The 17,939-nt window shown below is 60.1% G+C and carries 14 protein-coding genes; 8 read left to right on the top strand and 6 right to left on the bottom strand.

Going from position 1 to position 17,939, the window contains the following annotated elements:
* Window positions 1–117 precede the first annotated feature (117 nt).
* From lptD to GWQ22_RS01800, 6 genes are read left to right on the top strand one after another with little or no spacing between them, the layout of a single operon-like run.
* The gene (lptD, locus tag GWQ22_RS01825) at window positions 118–2,577 is read left to right on the top strand and encodes an LPS assembly protein LptD (protein ID WP_275929299.1); all 2,460 of its coding nucleotides are present in this window, start codon (window positions 118–120) and stop codon (window positions 2,575–2,577) included.
* A 29-nt stretch (window positions 2,578–2,606) separates the two neighbouring features.
* On the top strand, window positions 2,607–3,905 hold the full coding sequence (gene surA / locus GWQ22_RS01820; RefSeq protein WP_212514805.1) for a peptidylprolyl isomerase SurA: 1,299 nt from the start codon (window positions 2,607–2,609) through the stop codon (window positions 3,903–3,905).
* A complete protein-coding gene (pdxA, locus tag GWQ22_RS01815) occupies window positions 3,905–4,900 on the top strand; it encodes a 4-hydroxythreonine-4-phosphate dehydrogenase PdxA (protein WP_042035090.1) in 996 nt (331 codons plus the stop codon). Before surA ends, pdxA begins: the two co-directional genes overlap by 1 nt.
* Window positions 4,890–5,717 carry a 16S rRNA (adenine(1518)-N(6)/adenine(1519)-N(6))-dimethyltransferase RsmA gene (gene rsmA / locus GWQ22_RS01810; protein WP_042018489.1) on the top strand — a complete coding sequence of 276 codons (828 nt, stop codon included), beginning with the start codon at window positions 4,890–4,892 and terminating at the stop codon, window positions 5,715–5,717. Before pdxA ends, rsmA begins: the two co-directional genes overlap by 11 nt.
* Window positions 5,718–5,721: 4 nt before the next feature.
* On the top strand, window positions 5,722–6,084 hold the full coding sequence (apaG, locus tag GWQ22_RS01805; protein ID WP_275929298.1) for a Co2+/Mg2+ efflux protein ApaG: 363 nt from the start codon (window positions 5,722–5,724) through the stop codon (window positions 6,082–6,084).
* 6 nt (window positions 6,085–6,090) lie between these two features.
* Window positions 6,091–6,912 (top strand): symmetrical bis(5'-nucleosyl)-tetraphosphatase, encoded by an 822-nt coding sequence (locus GWQ22_RS01800; RefSeq protein ID WP_042035092.1) that lies wholly within the window; start codon window positions 6,091–6,093, stop codon window positions 6,910–6,912.
* A gap of 126 nt (window positions 6,913–7,038) precedes the next feature.
* Here GWQ22_RS01800 and GWQ22_RS01795 read toward each other — a convergent pair whose 3' ends face one another.
* From GWQ22_RS01795 to GWQ22_RS01785, 3 genes are all read right to left on the bottom strand, one after another.
* A complete protein-coding gene (locus tag GWQ22_RS01795) occupies window positions 7,039–7,539 on the bottom strand; it encodes a 2TM domain-containing protein (protein ID WP_275929328.1) in 501 nt (166 codons plus the stop codon).
* A 123-nt stretch (window positions 7,540–7,662) separates the two neighbouring features.
* A complete protein-coding gene (locus GWQ22_RS01790) occupies window positions 7,663–8,109 on the bottom strand; it encodes a VOC family protein (RefSeq protein WP_275929297.1) in 447 nt (148 codons plus the stop codon).
* Between the two features lie 3 nt (window positions 8,110–8,112).
* Window positions 8,113–9,102, bottom strand: a complete 990-nt coding sequence (locus tag GWQ22_RS01785; protein WP_275929296.1) for an MsnO8 family LLM class oxidoreductase — start codon at window positions 9,100–9,102, stop codon at window positions 8,113–8,115.
* A 293-nt stretch (window positions 9,103–9,395) separates the two neighbouring features.
* On the opposite strand from GWQ22_RS01785, the gene GWQ22_RS01780 reads away from it, so the two are divergent.
* Window positions 9,396–12,368 (top strand): HD domain-containing phosphohydrolase, encoded by a 2,973-nt coding sequence (locus GWQ22_RS01780; RefSeq protein ID WP_275929327.1) that lies wholly within the window; start codon window positions 9,396–9,398, stop codon window positions 12,366–12,368.
* Between the two features lie 133 nt (window positions 12,369–12,501).
* The gene (locus tag GWQ22_RS01775) at window positions 12,502–12,846 is read left to right on the top strand and encodes a hypothetical protein (RefSeq protein ID WP_042035112.1); all 345 of its coding nucleotides are present in this window, start codon (window positions 12,502–12,504) and stop codon (window positions 12,844–12,846) included.
* A 59-nt stretch (window positions 12,847–12,905) separates the two neighbouring features.
* On the opposite strand, the gene GWQ22_RS01770 is transcribed toward GWQ22_RS01775, so the two are convergent.
* From GWQ22_RS01770 to cgtA, 3 genes are all read right to left on the bottom strand, one after another.
* Window positions 12,906–14,600 (bottom strand): AMP-binding protein, encoded by a 1,695-nt coding sequence (locus GWQ22_RS01770; protein WP_275929295.1) that lies wholly within the window; start codon window positions 14,598–14,600, stop codon window positions 12,906–12,908.
* 173 nt (window positions 14,601–14,773) lie between these two features.
* Window positions 14,774–16,144 carry a YjiH family protein gene (locus GWQ22_RS01765; protein WP_108537089.1) on the bottom strand — a complete coding sequence of 457 codons (1,371 nt, stop codon included), beginning with the start codon at window positions 16,142–16,144 and terminating at the stop codon, window positions 14,774–14,776.
* A 400-nt stretch (window positions 16,145–16,544) separates the two neighbouring features.
* Window positions 16,545–17,747 (bottom strand): Obg family GTPase CgtA, encoded by a 1,203-nt coding sequence (cgtA, locus tag GWQ22_RS01760; protein WP_275929294.1) that lies wholly within the window; start codon window positions 17,745–17,747, stop codon window positions 16,545–16,547.
* Window positions 17,748–17,939 lie beyond the last annotated feature (192 nt).

Here is a 17,939-nt window from a genome sequence, read left to right as displayed (position 1 = left end):
CTTTATCATTGCCGGCTAACATAAAGCAATGACATGCAATGTCAACTCGATGAATCCTGTCGTAAAATGCATGTCTTGAATCAGCCGTAGCTACCACGGATTGCGCGAGTCTTTCACATGACAAAATGGACACTGGGGTACTCATTTCACATCGCCCTGACCATCAGCCTTGTTCCAGCCCTGACCCCGGCCAGAGTACAGGCAGCACCGATGACGCCGCCTCCCGCCACCGGGATCCTGGACGGGCTCTGCTATGACTATGTACCCAAGGTAGAAAAACTGGCCCCCGGGCAGGATGCCAACGCCCAACTGGTCGAAGTGGATGCCAATCGGCTCGAGGCTAAACAGGGCGGCACCGCCATCTATCAGGGGGATGTCAAGCTCCGCCAGGGGGTGCGCAAATTTGACTCGGATTATGCCGAGCTCGATCAGAAGAGCCGGGATGTCATCGCCATCGGCAACATCTATTACAACGATGGCCAGATCACAGTCACCAGTGACAAGACCCTGAAATCCAACCTGGATACCAAGAATTCCGAGCTGGAAGAGGGCAAGTATCAGGTCCATGGCTCACCGGTACGCGGCTCCGCCGAGCGGGTCACCATGACCAACAACAACCAGAACATCACTCTGGAAGGTGCCCAGTACACCACCTGCCCACCGGGCCAGGAAGTATGGACCCTGAAAGCGGGCAGCATCGACATAGACCAGACAGAGGTGTTCGGGGAAGCCTGGAACGCCAGCCTCTGGCTCTATGACTATCCGGTGTTCTACTTCCCGTATATCAACTTCCCCATCAAGGATGAGCGTAAAACCGGTCTGCTCTACCCGGGTTTTACCCAAAGTTCCAAGAACGGCATGGACATCACCCAACCGTTTTACTGGAACATAGCGCCCAACTACGATGCCACCATCACCTCCCGTTTCATGGACAGACGGGGCCTGATGGCGCAGGTCGAGTTCCGCTACATGCCGGATCCGGCCCATGTGGGCAGCCTCTATTTCGAGAATCTGGCAGACGACAAACAATATGATGAAACACCCAGCCTGAATCAAAAGCTGTCTGACGGGCATCGCTATCTGCTCAATGCACGTCACACCTCTATGTTTGCCGATAATGCCATGCGAGCAACGATCGACTACACCAAGGTCCGGGATCGGGATTACAACTACTTCAACGACTTCTCCCCCAAGGTGGGTACCTGGGTCGAGAACCAGTTGCAGCAATCCCTGATGGCTGGCTACTTCCAGCCCAGCTGGAACATCAACACCGAGGTGCGGACCTACCAGATCCTGCTGGCCAGTGCCCAGCAGCCCCACGAGCTGATGCCACGTATCGATCACAACTACTACCATCAGGGCAGCTGGTATGATCTGGCCTGGAATAACGAAGTGACCCGGTTTGGTTACAACAACACCCAGTCCTCCGCGCAAAACCTGGGGGAGGCCTATACCGGCACCCGGGTCTACACGGCCCCGACCCTGACCATACCGCTGATCAACGAGGCGGGCTACTACCTCGACAGCCAGTACAGGTTGATGTACACCCGTTACGATCAGGAAGTGCCTGACAACATGAGCCAGGCCTTCCGTGACAGATTTGATCCCAGTTCCAAAGGCGCTAACACAGGAACAGGCAGACAAGAAAACGTCACGCTGGACGAAGGCATCATCAGTCGGACCCTGCCCTCCTTCCGCCTCAAGGGCGGCATGACCTTCGAGCGCAACCAGAGCTGGTTTGGCGGCGATGCCAACCAGACCCTGGAGCCTGAGTTCCAGTACCTCTATGTGCCCTACAAAAATCAGGACAACATAGGTGTCTACGACTCCACCACCATGCGTCAGGACTACTACAGCCTGTTCAGCGACCGCCGCTACGCCGGTCTGGATCGCATCAGCGACTCAAATCGCGTGTCGGTCGGTGTCACCAACCGGATATACGATGATGCGGGCGATGAACGAATTCGGCTGGCCGTTGCCCAAGCTTTCGATTTTGTTGCGCCCAGGGTCAAGCTCTACTCCAGCGAATCCCTGACCACCAACACCCGCTCCCCGCTCTCGCTCGAGGGGGATGCCAAGATCAACGAACAGTGGTTTGCCCATGCCGGTGCGCAATATGATATGGACCAGAGCCAGATCAGCTCCGCCAACAGCGCCATCGAGTATCGCCATGAGAAGCTGATCAGCCAGCTGAACCATCGCTTTGTGCGCGATGCCAACATTGTCCCAAACACGAATAATGAGATCACCGACCTCAACCAGATCGGTTTGTTGTTGACCACTCCGCTCAATGAGCAGTGGCGCCTTTACGGTGGCTACTACAAAGAGCTCAATCAGAACGTGAAATCTGATCGCAAGGTGGGTCTGAAATATGACTCCTGCTGCTGGAGCATCAACTTCAATCTGGAGTGGGTCAATACGCCAGATAACGTGAGCAATACTTCGACAGCCGAACGCAGCTTCGGCATTCAGTTTGAAATGAAAGGATTGGGTAGCGTGGGTACCGGTAGCAAGGGCACCTCCCTGGACACCGAAGCACTGCCTTACATTCGTCCGTTTAACCTGCGAGACCAGTAACGGTCTGGCAAACGCCTTGAGAGATGGATATGAAGAAGACGTTGATTTCCCTGCTGACTGCAGGCCTGTTCGGAGCCATGAGCCAGGGTGCCTTCGCCGCCCCCGAGCTGCTGGACAAGGTGCTTGCCGTGGTCAACAAGGACGTGGTTCTGGCCAGCCAGCAGGAAGCCCTGGTACAGAAAGTGAAGAGCTCGGCCCAGGAGAGCGGTCAATCCCTGCCTGACGATGCCACCCTGCGCAAGCAGGCACTGGATCGCCTGATCCAGGAGAGCCTGCAGCTGCAACTGGCGGATCGTCAGGGCCTCAAGATCAGCGACACCCAGCTGGAACAAGCCATCCAGAGCATAGCCGCCGACAACCAGATGACGGTAGAGCAGCTGCGTGCCCAGCTGGCCCGCGAAGGGCTGACCTATGCCCAGTACCGGGAAGAGGTGCGCCGCGAGATACTGATGAACGAGGTGCGCCGCAACCAGGTGCGCCGCCGCATCAACATCTCGGAGCAGGAGGTCAAGCAGGTGGTGGACATCCTCGCCAAGCAGGGCCAGCAGCAACAGCAGTACCATGTCGGCCATATCCAGATTGCCCTGCCGGACAACCCGAGCGCCGAGCAGCTCAACGCCGCCAAGAGCAAGATTGAACGCATCCTGGCCGCCCTCAAGCAGGGGGCTGACTTCCGCAAGCTGGCCATTGCCGAGAGCAATGGTCCCAAGGCGCTGGAAGGGGGTGACTGGGGCTGGATGAGCCCGCAAGAGATGCCGACCCTGATGGCCGAAGCGGTACAGGGTGCCAAGAAGGATGACATAGTAGGTCCGCTGCGCTCAGGCGCCGGTCTGCACATCATCAAGGTATTCGATACCAAGGGTCAGCAGCAGGTCTTACAGACCGAAGTGCGCGCCCGCCACATCCTGATCAAGCCCTCCATCATCTTGAGCGAAGAGAAGGCCAAGGGCATGCTGGACGGCATACTGCACGACATCAAGAGCGGCAAGGCCAGCTTCGCCAGTCTGGCGGAGAAGCACTCTGAAGATCCGGGCTCTGCGGTGCAGGGCGGCGAGCTGGGCTGGTCTGATCCCAATGTCTACGTGCCGGAATTCCGCGACATGGTCAACCGCCTCCAACCGGGTGAGCTGAGCGCCCCCTTCCGCACCACCCACGGCTGGCACATAGTCCAGCTGGAAGAGCGTCGCAGCCAGGATGCCACCAACAAGGCCCAGGAACAGCGCGCCTATCAGCTGATCTACAACCGTCGCTTCACCGAAGAGTCCCAAGCCTGGCTGGACGAGCTGCGTGACGAGGCCTACATCCAGATCGAAGGCGCCAGCAGCTGATGAGCTGTCGTCGTCTCGCCGTCACGCCGGGTGAACCGGCCGGGATAGGCCCGGACTTGGTGCTGCAGATAGCCCAGCAGGATTGGCCCCACCAGCTGGTGGTGATTGCCGATCCTGCCCTGATGCTCGAACGGGCCGCCCTGCTGGGGCTGCCCATCGAACTGAATCCCTATGATGCCAACACCCCTGCCCAGCCGCAGCGAGCAGGTACCCTGACCCTCTGTCCTGTGGCCCTGGGTGCCCCCGTGGCAGCGGGTGAACTCGATGAGGGCAACGGCGCCTATGTGCTGGCGACCCTGCAGCGCGCCTGTGACGGCAACCTCAGCGGCGAGTTTTCCGCCGTGGTGACCGGCCCGGTACACAAGGGGATCATCAACCAGGCGGGAGTCTCGTTCAGTGGTCACACCGAATTCTTCGCCCAGCAGTCTGACACCGCCGATGTGGTGATGCTGCTGGCGACGGAAGGCTTGCGGGTGGCGCTGGCAACCACTCATATCCCGCTGGCCTACGTGGCGATGGCGATCACCGAAGATCGGCTCGGCAAGGTGATCCGCATCCTGGATGCGGATCTCAAAACCAAGTTTGGCATCGCCAACCCCCGAATTTACGTCTGCGGCCTCAATCCCCACGCCGGGGAAGGGGGCCATCTCGGCCGTGAAGAGATTGACGTGATCGAACCCGCCCTGGCCGGCTTGCGCCAGGAGGGGATCGATCTGGTCGGCCCTCTGCCAGCCGATACCCTGTTCCAGGACAAATACCTCAAGGATGCGGATGCGGTACTCGCCATGTACCACGACCAGGGACTGCCCGTGCTCAAATACAAGGGCTTTGGCAGTTCGGTCAATATCACCCTTGGACTTCCTTTCATCCGCACTTCGGTGGATCACGGCACTGCGCTGGATCTCGCAGGCAAGGGCCTGGCGGATCCTGGCAGTCTGATCACCGCGATTAACCACGCCATCAAGATGGTAGAGAAAAAAAGATATGAGCAGTAAGGTGCAGAGCAACAAGGTGCACATGGGCCACACGGCCCGTAAGCGTTTCGGTCAGAACTTCTTGCACGACCGCTATGTGATCGATCAGATAGTGGCCGCCATCAACCCGCAACCGGGGCAGAACCTGGTGGAGATAGGTCCGGGTCTGGCCGCGCTGACCGAACCGGTCGCCTCCCAGATGGACAAGATGACCGTGGTCGAGCTTGACCGGGATCTGGCCGCGCGCCTGCGTGAGCATCCGACCCTCAAGGACAAGCTGACCGTGATCGAGGCCGACGCCATGCGCTTCGACTTCGGCACCCTGATGGGTGAAGGCAAGGGGCCGCTGCGCATCTTCGGCAACCTGCCCTATAACATCTCCACGCCGCTGATCTTCCACCTGTGCGAGTTCGCCGACCGGGTAGAAGACATGCACTTCATGCTGCAAAAAGAAGTGGTATTGCGGATGTGTGCCGGTCCTGGCAGCAAAGCCTATGGCCGCCTGAGCGTCATGGTTCAGTACTACTGTCAGGTTGTGCCAGTGCTGGAAGTGGGCCCGGGCGCCTTCAAACCCGCCCCCAAGGTCGACTCTGCCGTAGTGCGCCTGATGCCGCACAAAAACCCGACCATAGTCGCCAAAGACATTCGTTGCCTGAGCCGCGTCTGTACCGAGGGCTTTGGCCAGCGTCGCAAGACCATCCGCAACAGCTTCTCCAACTTCATTACCGACGCCCAGCTGACCGAGCTTGGGATCGATGGCAACCTGCGCCCGGAGAATCTCTCCCTGGAGCAGTTCGTCATGATCGCCAACTGGCTGGCGGATCAGCAACAGGCCTGATCCCGTGGCACACCCGCACATAGTGATCCGCCCATACCCCAGTTATGTGGCGGATACCCAAGACCCTTACCAGTTCCACTATCTGATCGAAATTGAGAACCTGGGGCCCGGCCCGGCGCAGCTACTGCACCGGCGCTGGCTCATCACGGATGCCAATGGCAAGATGCTGGAAGTCGAAGGCCCAGGCGTCGTCGGGGAGCAGCCCCTGATTGCGGAAGGGGAGACCTTTCGCTATCAGAGCGGCGTGCCGCTCGGCACCCCCGTTGGGGTGATGGAAGGGAGCTATACCCTGCAAGATGCGTCAGGGCAACCGTTCGAGGCGCCCATAGCGCCTTTTACCCTGGCCGTCCCCCACATTATTAACTGAGGTTTCATGGCGAACTGTTTTGTTGGCGATATCCAAGGCTGCCACGACGACTTGCGCCGTCTGCTGGATCTCGCAAAGTTCGATCCCGGCAACGACGTGCTCTGGCTCTGCGGCGACCTGGTCGCCCGCGGCCCGGATTCCCTCAACACACTGCGCTTCGTCAAGTCGCTGGGAAGCCGCGCCGTCACCGTGCTCGGCAACCACGACCTTCACCTGCTGGCGGTGGCCGATGGTGTCGCGCCGCTCAAGAAGAAAGACAAGCTGCAAACCCTGATGGAAGCCCCGGATCGGGACGAGCTGCTGACGTGGTTGCGCCATCGCCCCCTGCTGGCGGAGTCTCCCGACCTGCCCATCATGATGGTGCATGCCGGCATCTCTCCGGCGTGGGACGCCCGCACCGCCCGCAACTGCGCCCGCGAAGTGGAGAGCTTGCTGCGCGGCGACCAGTACCAGTGGCTGTTGCACAACATGTATGGTGATCAGCCCGATGGCTGGACAGACGATCTGGTGGGGATAGAGCGCTATCGCTACATCATCAACACCTTCACCCGCATGCGCTTCTGCTATTTCGACGGCCGGCTCGAGTTCAAGTGCAAGAAGGGTCCTAGAGAGTCCACACCCGGCCTGCGCCCCTGGTTCGAGCAACGTGAACACCACGTGGATGACCCTATCCTGGTGTTCGGCCACTGGGCGGCCCTGATGGGCAACACCGGCAAGCAGGATATCAAGGCGCTCGATACCGGCTGCGTCTGGGGCAACAGTCTCACCCTGTGGCGCTACGAAGATGATGCCCTGATCGCCACCCCCTGCCCGGTTCACGCCAGCTAGGGCGGCGCTGCAATCAGGTGGTATGCACGGCTCTGATTATGAAGACCTGCACCAGAAACAAAGCCCGGCAACCTGCCGGGCTTTCTGTTTTTTGTGCCCTGTTCTCTGTTTTATGGGAGGAGTACGTTACAGCTTGCGCCCCAGTCGCCTCTCGATCTGGCTTCGCTCCCACTCAGGGCCAAATAGCTTGAAGGGTTGGTACACACTGATACCATGGGATGCCAATCCTAACCCCCACCCCAGCGCAGCCCACCAGACCCAGATATACTCCGGATTGCTCAGGTAGTTAATAACGAACAACCCGCACATCACCAAAAAATAGCTAACAGCATGGTAATAGAAACCCTTGAGCGCCTCCACATACTTCATAGCGGCCTGCTCTTCCATCGATACTTGCAATACATTTTTTTCCATCGTGCCACTCCCTCGCATCTCGCGCTCCTGTTGCTCTGACCCATCCAGTTGAGCCACATCGAGTTCAAAGACGGAGGCCAGGGCCTTGAGGGATTCCAATCCGGGTTGCTGCCCCTGCTCGATCCGCTGAATAGTGCGGACACTCAAACCAGTCAACGTCGCCAACTGATCCTGGGACCAACCCCGTTGCAATCTCAACTTCCTGACGATCATCTCGAACTCCTTGTGGTAATTGACAGGGCCAGCATAGGGCTTGCGCCGCGAAAGGTGACACGACAGATGGCCGACATCCACCTGACAATCCTTTAAAATCATTAGGTTAAATTGTGATCCTGGTCAGTCAGCCGGTCGTTCCCCCAGATATTGAACAAACCGTAACAAATAACCATCGGGATCCTGCAGCAAAAATTCGCGCTGCCCAGCCAGCATATCTCCCACCGGATACCAGGCTTCAGTGGGCTGCCGAAAAAGCGTAATGCCGGCGCGCTGCAATCGGTGGAGTAGCGGCTGGATGTCGGTCAGCTCCATCTGCAAATTGATCCCCCGGCCGAAGGGTGCCTCCAGCTCCCCGACCTGCCAAGCCTCTGGATGAACCAGTTCAAGCATCAGCTGTACCTGTTGCTGCTCCAGATAAGCAAAAGGAGGGTCATCGCGCCGATAGCGGACTGAGAAGCCCAACAAGCCGCGATAGAACGCCAGAGAGCGAGCCAGATCGGTGACCGACAGCTCCGGCACCATGGGGTTCCAATACACCTCATCCACCTCGACATTCGCACCCGTCATGGCTTACAGGCTCTGCATCAACTCGGCGGCGATCTCGAAGGAGCGCAGCCGTGCCTGATGCTCGACGATGGGGCCGTTGAACATCAGCTCATCGGCCCGGGTCTCTGCCAGTAGCGCCTTGAGGCCATGGCACACCTGATCCGGATCCCCCACCAGAGAACGAGCAAGCGTCTGCTCCATCGCCATCAGCTCACGGGGCGACCACTCGTCACCAAGTTCGACGACCGGCGCGGGCAGTTTGCCCGCATCACCGCGATGGAGACGCAAGAACTGCTGCTGCACGGTAGTGAACTGGAAGCGGGCCTCCCGCTCGCTGTCGGCAGCAATCATATTGATGCAGACCACGGCATAGGGCTTGGGCCAGCGCACCGAGGGACGGTACTGGCTGCGGTAGATCTCCAGCGCCTGCAACAGCAAGGCGGGGGCAAAATGGGAGGCAAAGCCGAATGGCAAGCCCATCGCAGCAGCCAGCTGGGCACTGTAAAGGCTGGAGCCCAGCAGCCAGATGGGCAGGTGAAGCCCCTGACCCGGCACCGCCTGCACCGCGCCGATCTCGTCGCCAAAGTAGCTCATTAGCTCGCGCACATCGGCCGGGAAATCATCCACCTCGCCGCTACGCAGGCGCCGCAGCGCCCGCATGGTGCGCTGATCGGTACCGGGCGCCCGGCCAAGGCCCAGATCGATGCGGTCAGGATAGAGCGAAGCCAGGGTGCCAAACTGCTCGGCAATGACCAGCGGCGCATGGTTCGGCAGCATGATGCCGCCAGCGCCGATCCGCATGGTGTGGGTGGCACCTGCCAGGTGGCCGATCAGCACAGAGGTGGCGGCGCTGGCAATGCCCGGCATGTTGTGGTGCTCGGCCAGCCAATAACGCTGGTAGCCCCAGCGCTCGGCATGTTGCGCCAACTCGCGCGAGCGGTGAAATGACTCGGCGGGCAGGGATCCTTCGGGGACGGGCACCAGATCGAGTACGGAATAGGGGATGGCAGACATGGGTCACTCCATTGATTCACAGACCAGTAACAAGTGGGGCAATGTAGCACGGGATACCTGAATGAATCACGCATCGGGATGGCGCCAGGCCAGCCCTGGCAGAACGTCAAGTGACACAGTTACCCTCCCCGGTCACAGACGCTGGCATGCTGTCGCTCGTCGTCTGGTTGTAAGCTCCGCCCATCACCTTCTTACAGGGGGTTGTCATGCCCAAGCTGTGCCATATCCTGGTGACCACCTAGGGCAGCCCCGCAGGGGCCGTCACATCTGAGGCCATATCCTGATGCCACTCAATCAGTTATTGTGTTTTTTGTCATCCTGTTGGCACACTGCTGGTTGATCATCTCTGCAATCGCCAATGTGACAAGGATGCGTCCATGACAAGTGCCAGGCCAGGTCGTAAACCCTTCTATGTGCATATCGCCACCCTTTTCATCCTGCTGTTTACCCTGCTGGGCAGCGCCCTCATAGCGCTGCAGTTTCAGCAAGGGGCGCGACAGGGGTTGGAGCATGAGCGGCAGAACTTTCTGCAATACCGGGAGCAGCTGGCCCTTGCACTCCAGCTGAACGAGCGACCGGCCCGCATGTCCCTCAGCCTGCTGCGTAGCGGCCAGCTGGCGGCCATGACCAGCCTGGATGCTCGCCTGGACTACCTGCCGCAACTGGCGGAAGTGCTGGCCAACAGCCCCAGCTATGGCGCCGTCTACGCCGGCTATGAGGATGGCGACTTTTTCCTGGTGCGCAAACTGACCGAACGGGCCAGAGCCCCGCTGGACAAGGTGCCCGCCGCCAGCACCCTGCTGGTGCAGAGCCTGCATCAGGGCAAGGGGGAGTTTCTCTACTTCGATCAGCAGCTAACCCTGCTCGAGCGCCGGGCCATGCCCCTGTACCAGTTTGATCCCCGCAGCCGCGACTGGTACAAACAGGCACGCGGGCACGCGGGGATCGCCACGACCAATCCCTATCTCTTCTTCACCACCAAGGAGCCGGGCATGACACTGGCGGCGGAGAGCAATGACAAACGGGCGGTGATCGGGCTGGATGCCAGCGTCGAGGGACTGTCGGCCATGATCGGCAAGCTGCGCTTGCCAGCGCAGAGCAAGGTGATCCTGTTCGACGAATACGCCACCCTGCTGGCCGCCGATCCCAAGCTGCTCCCCAGCTTCGAGCAGCTGAGCCAACTGCCCATGCTGTCGGCGCTGTCCCAACCTGTGCTGACCCGGCTGCAACAGCAGATCACCCGCCAGCCCGCTCTGCTGAGCAGCCCGGTGGAGTTGACCCTGACCGCCGCCGATGACAGCGACTGGCTGGTCAACCTCGCCCCCCTCGGCGAGGGTTCTCCCTTCCATATCGCCCTGCTGGTGTCGGCCGATCTGCTCTACCAGCAGGCCCGTGACGAGGCACTGGTCAATCTCGGCTGGACGGTGGCTGGCTTGCTATTGCTGCTGCCGGTGATCTGGCTGGTCTCCCGCCGCACCGCCGCACCGCTGCTGGCACTGACCCAGGAGGCGGAGCGGATCCAGCACTTCGACTTTGGCGAGAGTCGGGCGCCTGAGTCGGCGATCCGCGAGATCGACGATCTGGCCCGTACCATGTCCGGCATGCGGCTGACCCTGGGCAACTTCATGAACATGGGGCGGGCACTGGCGGCCGAGCACCGCTTCGACTCCCTGCTCAGCCGCATACTGCACGAGACCATAGCCGCGGTGCAGGCCCAGGGGGGTTGCCTCTACCTGGAGCAGGAGAAGAGCATGGTGGCCGTCCAGGCGAGCTGGCGACAGCAAGCCCTGCCCGCCGGGCAAGTCCCCTGGCAGGAGGCGCTGTTCGGCAAACTGGCCCAGACCGAGCGGCTCACCCTGCCTATCGACGAGCATGGCTGGCAGCAGCATCTGGCGAGCTGGGGCCCCTTCCCCGGCCCCTGCCAGCTGGTGGCCGAGCCCCTGCGCAACCAGAGACAGGAGCTGATCGGCTGCCTGCTGCTGATCCTGCCCGACTGCGCTGCCCGCGAGTTGGCCTCGCGCATCAGTCTGATCGAGGCACTGGCGGGCACCTCGGCCTCCGCCATCGAGAACCAGCGACTGCTGGAGGAGCAGAAACAGCTGCTGGACTCCTTCATCGAGCTGATGGCCGGCGCGATCGATGCCAAGAGCCCCTACACAGGGGGTCACTGCCAGCGCGTACCCGAGCTGACCCGGATGCTGACCGAGGCGGCCTGTGCCCAGCAGCAGGGCCCGTTCGCCGATTTCCGGCTCAATGAGGAGGAGTGGGAGGCCATCCATATCGCGAGCTGGCTGCACGACTGTGGCAAGGTCACCACGCCGGAATTCGTGGTCGACAAGGCTACCAAGCTGGAGACCCTCTACGACCGGATCCACGAGATCCGCACCCGCTTCGAGGTGCTCAAGCGCGACGCCTATATCGAGGCGCTGGCGACCCGCCTGTCGGAATCCGGGCGACACGCCGCCCGCGAGGTGGTGGCCCCGCTCTGGAGCACCCTGGACGAGGAGTTTGCCTTCGTCGCCGAGTGCAACCTCGGGGGGGAGTGGATGGCACCGGAGAAACTGGCCAGACTGGATGCCATCGCCAGCCGCACCTGGCTGCGCACCCTGGATGACAGACTCGGCATCAGCCGGGAGGAACTCAAGCTGCGCCAGAGCGAGCACGCCACGCAGCTGCCCTGCGCCGAACCGCTGCTGGCCGACAAGGCGGCCCACCTCATTCCCCGCCCCGCCCACGACAGCCTGGATGAGCACAATTCCTGGGGCTTCAAGGTCAAGGTGCCCACCCATCTCTACAACCGGGGGGAGCGTTACAACCTGGCCATAGGCCGTGGCACCCTCACCGAGGAGGAGCGCTACAAGATCAACGAACACATCATCCAGACCATCCGCATGCTGGAACGGCTCCCCTTCCCGCGCCATCTGCGCAGCGTGCCCGAGATCGCCGGCGGTCACCATGAGCGCATGGACGGCAAGGGCTACCCGCGCCAGCTGCTGGGGCAGCAGATGAGCATTCCGGCCCGCATCATGGCCATCGCCGACATCTTCGAGGCGCTGACCGCCAGCGATCGCCCCTACAAGTCGGGTAAAACAGTGGCCCAGTCTCTTGCCATCATGCAGAGCATGGTGCGCGAGCAGCACATAGATCCGGCCCTGTTTGCCCTGTTCGTCGGCAGCGGTATCTGGCGCGACTATGCCGAGCGTTTCCTGGCGCCAGAGCAGCTGGACGAGGTGGATAGCGACGCCCTGCTGGCTGCGCTGACCTAGGGCGGGGTCATATTTTCTTACATTTGTGCACTGGTCTGAGAGCGCCGGCTTGGTTATAACGGTGCCCCGATAGCGAAGGGGGAGCAAAAGAATCCCCCTCACTCTTTGTCACACCACACTGTTCAGGTTATCTATGTCAAAACATCTCATCGTGCTGGGCGCACTGGCGCTGTCCGGCTGCGCCCTGTTGTCGCCGCCCACCGTCACCCCGGTGCACCTGGCCGATGCCAGCCAGCACGGCTTCTATATCGAGTGCAGCAGCATGGCAGCCTGTTTCCAGCAGGCCAACCAGACCTGCCCCCAGGGCTACCAGGAGACGGATCGCCGTCAGCAGACGCTCTACTCCACCCAGTACACGACGGGCAGCTATGACGAGAAAAAGAAGCTCTACAAGGCAGGCAAGCCTTATCGCGTCGCCAATACGGTCCATTCGCTGACCATTCAGTGCCCAAAGGACTTGAGCATCACGCCGCGCTAGCAAGCAGCAAGCAACGAAAAAGGGCCCGCGGGCCCTTTTTCCAGAGCGGCAAAACCGTCTCAGCGCGTCGCCTCGGCATGCTGGCGGACCAGTTCGCGGCTCATGGCCTCCCGCATCTTGAACTTCTGCAGCTTGCCGGTCACCGTCATGGGGTACTCCTCCACAAAACGGATGTATCTGGGAACCTTGAAGTAAGCGATGCGGGCCGAGAGAAAATGCTTGATCTCCTCCTCACTAACCACTTGATCCGGCCTGAGCTTGACCCAGGCGCACACCTCCTCACCGTAACGCTCGCTGTCGACACCGAACACGGCCGCATCCTGCACCGCTGGATGAGCGTAGAGTCGCTCCTCGATCTCTCGCGGATAGATGTTCTCGCCACCACGGATGATCAGCTCCTTGCTGCGCCCGACGATCTGCACATAACCCTCTTCATCCATGATGCCGATATCCCCCGAGTGCAGCCAGCCCTCCTCGTCGATGGTCTCCGCCGTCTTGGCAGGATCCTGCCAGTAACCCTTCATCACCCCGTTGCTACGACAACAGATCTCCCCCCGCTCGCCGATGGGCACCAATGTGCCACTCGGATCAACCAGCTTGATCTCGGTGTGATCGAGGGCGCGGCCGACCGTGGTAACACGCTTGTGCAGTGGCGCATCGATGGCGGTCATGTGGTTGATGGGACTGCACTCTGTCTGGCCGTAGGCAATCGTCACCTCGGTCATGTGCATCAGGGTCTGCACCTTGCGCATCAAGGGCTCAGGGCAGATGGCCCCGGCCATGATGCCAGTGCGCAGGGAGGAGAGATCAAACTCGGCAAAGCCGGGCAGCTCCAGCTCGGCGATAAACATGGTCGGCACGCCGTGCATGGCGGTGCAACGCTCCTCGCTCACCATCTGCAGAGTTGCCACAGGGTCGAACGCTTCCGAGGGAAACAGGGCGCAGGCCCCCACGCTGATGCAGACCAGGTTGCCGAGTACCATGCCGAAACAGTGATAGAGCGGCACCGGTATGCAGAGCTTGTCCTGCTCGCTGAACGCCATGCCACGCGCCACCTGGCGGCCGTTGTTGAGGATGTTGCTGTGGCTCAGGATCGCACCCTTGGGGTTGCCCGTGGTGCCCGAGGTGAACTGGATGTTGATGGCATCGTCCGGCTTGAGGCTCGCCGCCACCCGGGTAAGCCGGTCCGGATCCTGCTCGTCCCCCAGCGCCAGCACGGTACCGAAGTTGAGCATGCCGGCGGTGGCCTCCTCCCCGAGCCGGATCACCATCGCCAGGCTTGGCAGGCGGGCGCTGACCAGCTGCCCGGGCGGCGAGCTGGCCAGTTCCGGGGCCAGCTCATTGATCATGGCGAGGTAATCGCTGCCCTTGAAGGCACTGGCACAGATGAGGGCACGGCACCCCACGTTGTTGATGGCAAACTCCAGCTCGTAGCTGCGGTAGGCAGGATTGATACAGACCATGATGGCGCCGATGCGGGCGGTGGCGAACTGCACCAGACACCACTCTATGTTGTTTGGTGACCAGATGCCGACCCTGTCGCCCGGCTGGATGCCGAGCCCCAGCAAGCCCAGCGCCAACCTGTCTATCTGGGTGAGGTATTCGCGGTAGTTCCAGCGGATCTGCTGATGACGCACCACAACAGCAGGCCTTTCGGGAAAGCGTTCCGCTATCTCTTGCAGGTACTCGCCTATGGTCTGATGAAGCAGGGGCTGATCGCAGGGACCGGTCCGGTAGCTGAGCAGTGAGGTCATGGGGTGACTCCTGGCCACGTTCGATTTGAATTGCCTACTGCTCGGCTGGCACGCTGTTTTCAGCTTGTTACATTAATGTAATTACCCACCATTAAAAAGACTCACTTTGGTCTAATGCCGACCACAAAAAACGGCCAACCCAGGTTGACCGTTTTGAATCCAGAGCAAGGGCCCTAGAACAACAGATGTGCTACACCGGCGATGACCGGCAAAGTGACCAGGGTGCGCAGCAGGAAAATGACAAACAGCTCCCACAGCTTGACCGGGATCTTGCTGCCCAGCAGCAGGGCACCCACTTCCGACATATAAATGAGCTGGGTGACCGACATGGCGGCGATCACGAATCGTGTGATGTCGCTCTCTATGGTCGATGCCAGCACGGCCGGGATGAACATGTCGGCGAAGCCCACCATGATGGTCTTGGAGGCCGCCTCGGCTTCCGGTAGCTGCAGCAGTTCCAGCAAGGGCACAAAGGGCGCCCCCAGCCAGTTGAAGATAGAGGTGTGCTCGGCCAGCATCAGGGCACAAGTCCCTATGGCCATCACCACCGGCAACACACCAAACACCATGTCGAGTGCATTCTTCACACCTTCTCGCGCCACCGCGCCCATGTCCGTCATGCTCTCGGCCTTGGTCAACGCCCGCTCATAGCCGTAGCTCAGCACGCTGTGCTGATGAGGCACGGACTCCTGCTGGCGGCACAGGGGGGCGCCATCGGCATAGACATCCTTCTTCCAGGAGAGCGGTGGCAGGCGCGGCACCACGATGGCAGCCACCACTCCAGCCAGGCAGACGGTCAGGTAGAAGGGCACGAACATGTGCTCCAGCCTCACCTGGGAGATCACCACCAGACAGAAGGTGATGGACACTGCCGAGAAGGTGGTACCTATGACGGCAGCCTCACGCTGGGTGTAGAACTTGCCTTCGTACTGCTTGCTGGTCAGCAGAATGCCGACGCTGCCATCCCCCAGCCAGGATGCGAAGCAATCCACGGCGGAACGGCCCGGCAGGCGAAACACGGGGCGCATGATGCGAGTCATCATGGTGCCGACGAACTCCAACAGACCGAAATCCAGCAGCAGGGGCAACAGCAGGCCGGCGAAAATGAACACCGAGAACAGCACAGGCAACAGATCGTGCAGCACCAGACCACCGGTGGCATCAGAGCGCAGCACCTCGGGCCCGAACTCGAAGAAGGTCAGCAGCACGAACACACCGCCCAGCACCCGCACGCAGGCCCAGAAGGGAGGCACATTGAACAGGCTGTTGAGGAAAGGGCGTTGCACCAGGATGGCCGGCTTGAACAACCAGGCAATCAGCGTCATCAACATGGTGGTGGTGATGATGGCACTGACCATGGCCACCAGATAATCGGCAAATACCGTCTGCACCAGTTTCGCCAGCACGGCGACGGGTATGGTGACATTACCGTCATAGATGACGGGGGTCATGAACAGCAGGATCCCGATGAGTGACGGGATCAGGAACATCAGCACGTTGCGGCGGGTATTGAGCGCAGGTGCTTGCAGAGTCTTTTCCAGCATGGTTTACAGCCTTAATGTTACTTTTCCTTAGCCAGGCGAACCTGCATATTCATGCTTTCACCCAGCAAAACGGGCGCAAGAATACTCCAATAAAATGCACAAACAAGCCTTTAACGGATCATTTCAAGCATAAATATTTTTACAGGTAAACCTTCCATAAGAATGACCTCAAACAGACATGCATATCAATTCACTACAAATAGTTAGCACATTGTTTCAATTAGGTTACATTCAGGTGTGCAGTATAATCAGTTGCAGTTGGCAGGCAATAAGTGACATGAGAAATATATCTACATGGTGATCAAGCCAGTCTGGATGGACCCCATAAAAAAACCGAAGTCTGTTACCAGACTCCGGTTTTTCTCACCAATGGGCGAAGACGCCAGGCAGGACCGAGTGATCAGTCACGAACATAGATGACTTCAACGCCATCCTCGTCGTCATCATCCCAGTCATCATCATCGAGGGTCGCATCGAAGGCCAGGGAAGCCGCTGCAGCCTCCGCTTCGGCCTGGGCCAGCTGGTTCTTGTGGTAATCGTCCCACTTGAACTCCACCTTCTCGATGGCATCCTTGGCATCTTCTACCAGCGTGCGCGGCATGGTATCCAGCAGATCAAGGATGTCATAGCACACCTTCTTGGTGCCTTCCTTGCTGATGGCCGTGATCTGGTAGACAGGGCCTTCGTAGGCCAGCGCAGCCTTAACGCGCTCCATCACCTCGACCGCTTCCTCTTCCAGGATCAGATCCATCTTGTTGAACACCAGCCAGCGCGGCTTGCCCGCCAGCTCGGGGCTGTATTTTTCCAGCTCCTTGACAATCGTCACGGCATTCACGGCCGGATCCGAGCCATCTACCGGGCAGATATCCACCAGGTGGAGCAGTACACGGCAACGCTCCAGGTGCTTGAGGAAGCGGATCCCCAGACCGGCGCCTTCGGCGGCACCCTCGATCAGACCCGGAATGTCGGCGATCACGAAGGAGCGGGAGTTCTCGCCACGCACTACGCCCAGGTTCGGCACGAGTGTGGTGAAGGGGTAGTCAGCCACTTTGGGTCGGGCGGCAGACACTGCGCGGATAAAGGTAGACTTGCCTGCGTTGGGCAGACCCAGCATGCCGACGTCGGCCAGCAGCAACAGTTCCAGCTTCAGGGTACGTACTTCACCCGGCGTACCGCTGCTCTTCTGGCGCGGCGCCCGGTTGACGGAGCTCTTGAAGCGGGTGTTGCCCAGACCGTGGAACCCCCCCTTGGCAACCATCAACTTCTGACCATGGCTGGTCAAGTCGCCCAGTCGCTCACCGGTATCTTCATCACTGGCGCGGGTTCCGACAGGAACGCGCAGCACCTTGTCTTTGCCACGATGACCAGTACAGTTGGCACTGCGACCATTCTCACCGCGCTCGGCCGCATGGAAGCGCTCGAAACGGTAATCGATCAGGGTGTTCAGGTTTTCGTCGGCAATCAGATAGACATCGCCGCCATCGCCACCGTCTCCGCCATCCGGGCCGCCGTTGGGAACGTACAACTCCCGACGAAAACTGACACAACCGTTACCACCGTCACCGGCATCGACTCGAATCTGGACTTCATCAACAAACTTCATAGGTAACCGTCACCTTAATTCGAAAAACCGATACGCAATTATAGTGGTACAGGCCCCTGCGGGCGATACGCATCTTAGCGATGAATGCCTCGCGCAACACCAGGCACATCTGCGTTCCGTTTTTTCGTAAACTGCGTCAGAAAAACAAAAGCCCCGCCTGTTGGCGGGGCTTCGGATCCTTGCGGTCCGTAA

The organism is Aeromonas sp. 1HA1 (assembly GCF_029237385.1).
GTDB lineage: Bacteria > Pseudomonadota > Gammaproteobacteria > Enterobacterales > Aeromonadaceae > Aeromonas > Aeromonas popoffii.
This window is presented reverse-complemented; position numbering and strand designations above follow the sequence as displayed.